The organism is Pseudomonas sp. GG8 (assembly GCF_052976945.1).
This window is the reverse complement of record NZ_JBRIIP010000010.1, coordinates 1-5,776: the sequence shown is the minus strand read 5'-3', so window position 1 is coordinate 5,776 and position 5,776 is coordinate 1. Positions and strand designations below refer to the sequence as shown.

Sequence of the window (5,776 nt, the reverse complement as noted above, 5' to 3'; positions counted from 1 at the left end):
CCTCCAGACCACCTATGCCAGCATCTAGTAGTCAAACACCACATCGACTTAACTAGCACACTTGCTCCAGACTCTCCGCCTGATCGACCTCCCCGACTCCTGTCAAGCCCTCGATATCGGCCAACATCGTGTGATCCCTACTTTCGAACGAGATCATGGTCATCGACTACTAGCACCCTAATCAAGCAGACACCTCGCAAAACAGTCATAACAAAGGCTAGTGACCTTAGCAAAAACGGCGAGCAAGACCTAGCTCAAAGCTCGATCTGGTGCAAGGTTTCGACACATGGCAGCACGTACACACGCTACCAATAACATATTCATATTTGATATATTTCTGAAGACCTCAAAGACATACCGTATCCCTCCTCTGACGTTGACTTATTGTTGGTTGCGTATGACGTCGACAGCTCAGCCATGGTCGTGGTAGTTCGCCTGATGGCGTCCTGGTCTTCTTTATGCAAGGTTCTAAAACTACAGTATTTTTTCTTCCGTCTGGCTCAGGTTGTCGACAGGCGTAGGGGTATAGGTGCCAGTGAGTACGAACAAAACGTCCACACCTCTGGCAGCGACGGGCTCCAGATCATCAGCCTTTGGGGCGCGATTTCCACCACTTTCATACTTTCCCTGAGCATTTGCTTCTACGCCACCTATCTCACCAAAAGCTGGTGGGACAACCCACAGCACTCTCTTTCTTTTCGTAGCCTGGAACCTATTCCACTCATTTGAATGCGTTGATCCTCTGACCCCATCCTTACGAATGGTAGAATCGAGCTAAGTTAAACTAATTCGAACGGTTTTGAACTATGCCCCCGGAATACGCACCGCTGCACAAGCCAGGCCTGGCTTGAACAACAAGGTCGATCTTGTTCAGGAGTTCGCTGGGAGACGAGCATGACCCGGCCACTACCTATCAAGTACTTGCAGGCCGCAAAAAGATCAGCGCGGAGAAGCTCGCCGAAGTAGCAGTTTTGCTGGGCATGAAAATGACGACGTTGCCCACCGACAGTGCTGGGTACCGCGTGGTCAACCATAACGCCCGCGAAGCGATCATCGCCTAGCAGTACCTCGTTGATGTTCCTGTGAAACAAGTGTACGACCAAGCACGGAGTCGATTACTCTCGGCAAACGGCTCAGCTCTCCAATATACGCTTCCATCCAGAACAAAGCCTTTTCTTGCCCAACAACCTCGTAGCCCTGTCGTCGATACAATTGCATCGCTGGATTACTTTCCGACGCTTTTCAGCCGGACGCTCCTGGCCCCTAGCTCGCACGCCATCGACGCTATCTGCCCATCACCCCACCCCTATGCCCCCCCTCGCCTGGGTCGGGTTAAAAGCGCGACTCCACATCGCGCGGATCCGGATGCGTGCCGGTTCCATGCTGAAACTCGAAGCCGACAGCTTATTCTTGCCTTGTTGATCGATGAAGCTTGTCGCATACCTCCCACTCATCATAGAACATGCCCCTGCCAAACCCGAGCGTATTCAGCATAATGCTGACGCATCTTCACCTCGTCAGCTCGCGCGGCGGAACTTTCAGGTCGGCAGCAATCAGCCTTGCGAAGCTCACCGTCGGATCCATACCCCCTAGTGCTTAGAGCAACCACAGGCACAGCCCTCGCTGATCAGCCTTGCAAATCTGCGATTGGCTATCCGGGGCAAGTCTCCGCCGGCGCTGAGCGGAGCGCGCAAAAGCGTAGTGTTTTGAGATCCGATGGAAATGTTCCATTGGAACCCGAAGCCTTATACAGTAGAGCTCACTGTCCCTACTGGAGAGCCGCCATGTCGCACATCCAATCGGCCGATCTGATGCCGGTAGCACAACACCAGGGTCAACGGCAGTGGCTGCGTCGGAATGCTGCAAACAGTCCCACAGCTCAACTCTTGTTTGGGTATTCGTTTCACCACTAGCACGCCTGATACCCATACAGCGCCCACACTAAAAGGGCCGCCAACCAGAGATTATTTACCCCGGCCGGCTACCAACCAGGAGTTTTTTGTTTTTTCGGCCGCCAGAAACATCTGCTTGTCTGAATTGCAACCAAATTAATTGAGGAACACAACATGAACTTTACGCCCACTTCGCGACGACATCAGCTCACCTCGCGATTTTTAGCAACCTCCGCTCGGGACGGCCTGCCGCCTCCGACCGGTGCCGCTTTTCAGGTGGCGAGACGGCACTTAAAGGCCATTTCGGCCAATCTTGAACGCCGATAGGGGCGTTGAGCGCGGAAATTCCCCGCGCCCGCCCAGGAACCAGGGGGCGTGAACCATTCCGTCACCGTAACCCCCTCTCTGACCTGTGCCCCGAAGCGTGACCCTGATCGACAGCGTCCCCTGCCCCGCAGCGTCTACCCAGCCCCTGCAACTCGAACGCCAGTTGCCCCTCGACGTTGCCCTTAGCCATCGGTGCAACCCATGGCCACAGGACCGTACGATCTCGACGGTGAAGACTCCCGGCTGCATCATCGTGGGCCGGTGCTCGATATCACGATCCCCACACTCTGCCCTCGAATATGTTCAACGAGCTGGCGAAGCTGTCCGCTGAGGTCAGCGGATCAACTGATGCTGGTAGTGCGTGCCTGCGTCAAGAGCGCGCGCCACGGTCGGCTGGAAAGGATCGGCCTACGATCCGCAACTTGATGGCAGTGACGACGTGGCTGGCGGCTTGGCACTGCCCCGAGAACTGATGCGCGACATGCTGCGTATCGGCCTGCCCATCGCCACCGAAATTCTGCCGCCATAGCGACCGGCTACTTCGACGATATGCTCAGTTCGGTCGCCATCGAGCACAAGGACCACCAATGGCAGATCCATCGGGAAATCGCCAGTGGTTTGGCGGTGCTCTCAGGCTTAAACAGCACTGATAGCAGGGTCGCAATTACCACGAACACCATGCGCTCAGCGGCGTGCGCATCAGCATTTCGGCATTGATCGACGCGGGTAGAATCCAGCATAGTAACACTACGGCGACCCGACGCGCGCATGGTCTTACGCAGCAGTCATCGCAGGAACTCATCGACAGTCGAAGCATTGCGAGCGTACGCACCCAGTTGGAGAAGGTCGGCATCCAGACGCGAATCATCGTCGATTGCAGCCACGCCAACAGTGGCAAAGACCCGCTGCGTCAGCCTGAAGTATTGAACAATATACTTGAGCAGCAGTTGCATGACAATCAGTCGATTGATCGGCATGTCGAAGCCATCTGTTTGAAGGGTGTTTCACATTGAGCACAGCCTTACGTTAGGATGCTTTTCAGTCACCAACAGGTGCCTGGGTTGGGAGGGGGCCCGAGCAGCTATTGCGCGGGGCGGCGACTGCGTTGCGGCGTCAGCGGCGGGCACACGCTGACCCTGCGCGGGAAATCAGCTGACGGTGTCGCCGAACCAGCTTTTCGTCGTGAGAAAGCATGTGGTGGCGCCGAACGATCCCGCACGGGTTCTGGGGAATCCTTCCGAACGTCTCCGAAACCAGAGCCGGTGGACTGTATGGCGCTACACGCCACGCAGCCTGCCGGCCCCGGCCGTCGACCGCCGAATCGAGACCTGCATGTCTCCGCCGCTACCGGGGCAAAATCGCGGGCCATTGCAACGGCTCATCTGCAGCTTCATGCGTTGCACATTCCAGGCGAAGCGCGCAGGTCAACGATGAACGCTCGCGGCAACAGAAACCCCCCATATTGCTGGTCCACGGCCTGTTCGGCTTCGAAGCAATAGGCAACGTCACCATTTCATGGTAAAGAGAAGCGCTGGAAGAATGCAGCGCCCGGTATACGTACCCTACCCCTGCAGTACCACAGCGACGAAGTCCGTGGTGAGCAACTGCTCGTAGAGATCGCCCACATCCTAGAACAAACCGGCTCACAGAAAGTCAATCTGATCGCCCACAGCCAAGGCCGCTGGCGGCGCGTTATGCCGCCGCGACCCATCCAGAACACATCGCATCCGTAACATCTGTCGAGCAGCACCAATCATGAGTCGGAGCTCGCGGACCAGCTCGTAAGACATTTACACCAGGGACACTTGTAGGAAGAGTTGCTGATACCCTGATCGCTGGGTTTCGCCGCTTTCTGGCCTTCTACGGCGATCCCCGACTGCCGCAAGACACCCTGCAAGCGCTTGATGCACTAACGACGGAAGGCGTTACATCGTTCAACCGAAGATACCCACAAGGCCTGCCGCCGCCTGGGGCGGTCGAAGGCGCAGAAGCAGGTGGACAGTCGTTTATTCTCCTCGAACGACGTCGTCGAAGGAACACTATTCGAAGAAGGGCGTGACATCATGAACACTGCACTTGGCGTGTCGCAGCTATCACAACTATTCCAGAACGAGAAAGACAAATGACAGCTTTGTTCGCCGTTGCAGCTCACCTGGGCAAGAGTAATCCGCTACGACTATGCGATCGATCACCTGGACACAGTGAATCAAGTTGCAGCACAGATGCGAAAGGTACAAACCAATCAAACTCTATGGAACACACCGCGCTACCAAAGCGGAAAGGTTTGTGGAACATCCGAAGGCGAAGCTGACCGCTGGGACGCTGGAAGGAACCCGCGAGAAATCCCTTCCTTAATCCCGGTAGGCTCTTCCTTTGACGGAGTTACGTTCCCATGGCTGAAGCCAGCTGCCACCACATCCTTGTTGCCAGCGAAGAAGTGCAACTGAAGACCCGAAATCGAAGGCGGCGCTGATTTCGCCGAAGTCGCCGAAGCCAACTCGAGCTGCCGTCCAGCCGTCGAGGCGGCGATCTGGGCTCGTTCGGTCCAGGCCAGATGGTCAGGATGCGACCTTGTCGTGTTCAGCGCGCCAGTCAACGTAGTACAAGGCCCAGTGAAAACCAGGGTTCCGGTTGTCACTTGTGAAGTGACCAGCCGCCAGAACTAATAGTCCGCCGCTGATCGCCTCAAAACGGCCCGTCTGCCTGACGGGCCAATTTTTGTGTGTCTCCCTTTCCTCTCCCACACTCCCCAATGGCATGGGTCCATTCAAGCCGTTCGTCCACGACGAAGAAAACGGTGTCCCATTCATATGTCAGTGACATCGTACACACCGACTCTTCACTCTCAGCATCCAGGCACAATGCAGCCTATGATCCAGCAGGTCTCTTCGAGGCCTTGTTTCTTGACCCTGACATTCCCTTGCGACGTCAGTAAATAAGGGCAATTCATTTTGTTTTTCATCACTGATTTTGGCAACAGTTAGCCTTGATTTCAGGCTTTCAATCGTGTCCGCGACCCCGGCGTGCCCTGACCGTCTATCGCAAGCAGCCCGATCCACCACATTCACCCACTTCAACTTGCGTCAACCCTGATGCCGAAGGTGGCGGACGTTCATCATTCAGGCGCAGGAAGTTGGCCAGTTCGACCACTTGCTGCCTTATCTCGACAAGGGCGCCGATCTACTCACAACTCAGCCGCCTGCTTACTTCCCCTCGCGGAGCGCTTCGCTGGACCGCCCCTACACGGTTTACAGTTTGGTCGCCGCAGCGGATGGAGCGCATGAAAATAGCTTGTCCCTGAGACTTCTTCCTCGATCCAATGGCTGGCTTCGCTGATGACACGCCGATAACCGCTGAAGATGGTTCACCTCAATCTGCTGATGACCAGGCAGCCTCCGATACCACACCCAATTCGAAGAAGTGAAATCGATGAATCAAAAAAAAAAAAAAAAAAAAAAAAAAAAAAAAAAAAAAAAAAAAAAAAAAAAAAAAAAAAAAAAAAAAAAAAAAAAAAAAAAAAAAAAAAAAAAAAAAAAAAAAAAAAAAAAAAAAAAAAA

General features: G+C 54.7%; 2 protein-coding genes and 3 pseudogenes. 4 read left to right on the top strand and 1 reads right to left on the bottom strand.

Annotated features, from left to right (window positions below):
* Positions 1-320 precede the first annotated feature (320 nt).
* A pseudogene (locus ACVBEG_RS26990) lies at positions 321-725 on the bottom strand (helix-turn-helix domain-containing protein).
* 74 nt (positions 726-799) lie between these two features.
* Between ACVBEG_RS26990 and ACVBEG_RS26985 the strand changes: the two are divergent.
* The 4 genes and pseudogenes from ACVBEG_RS26985 to ACVBEG_RS26970 all read left to right on the top strand — a co-directional run bounded on the left by ACVBEG_RS26985 (position 800) and on the right by ACVBEG_RS26970 (position 4,885).
* A pseudogene (locus tag ACVBEG_RS26985) lies at positions 800-1,061 on the top strand (DNA-binding protein).
* A 1,519-nt stretch (positions 1,062-2,580) separates the two neighbouring features.
* Positions 2,581-2,748: a hypothetical protein gene (locus ACVBEG_RS26980; RefSeq protein ID WP_447108523.1), complete on the top strand. Its 168-nt coding sequence runs from the start codon at positions 2,581-2,583 to the stop codon at positions 2,746-2,748.
* 163 nt (positions 2,749-2,911) lie between these two features.
* On the top strand, positions 2,912-3,232 hold the full coding sequence (locus ACVBEG_RS26975) for a hypothetical protein (protein WP_447108522.1): 321 nt from the start codon (positions 2,912-2,914) through the stop codon (positions 3,230-3,232).
* A 1,379-nt stretch (positions 3,233-4,611) separates the two neighbouring features.
* Positions 4,612-4,885, top strand: a pseudogene (locus tag ACVBEG_RS26970) (peptidylprolyl isomerase).
* Positions 4,886-5,776 lie beyond the last annotated feature (891 nt).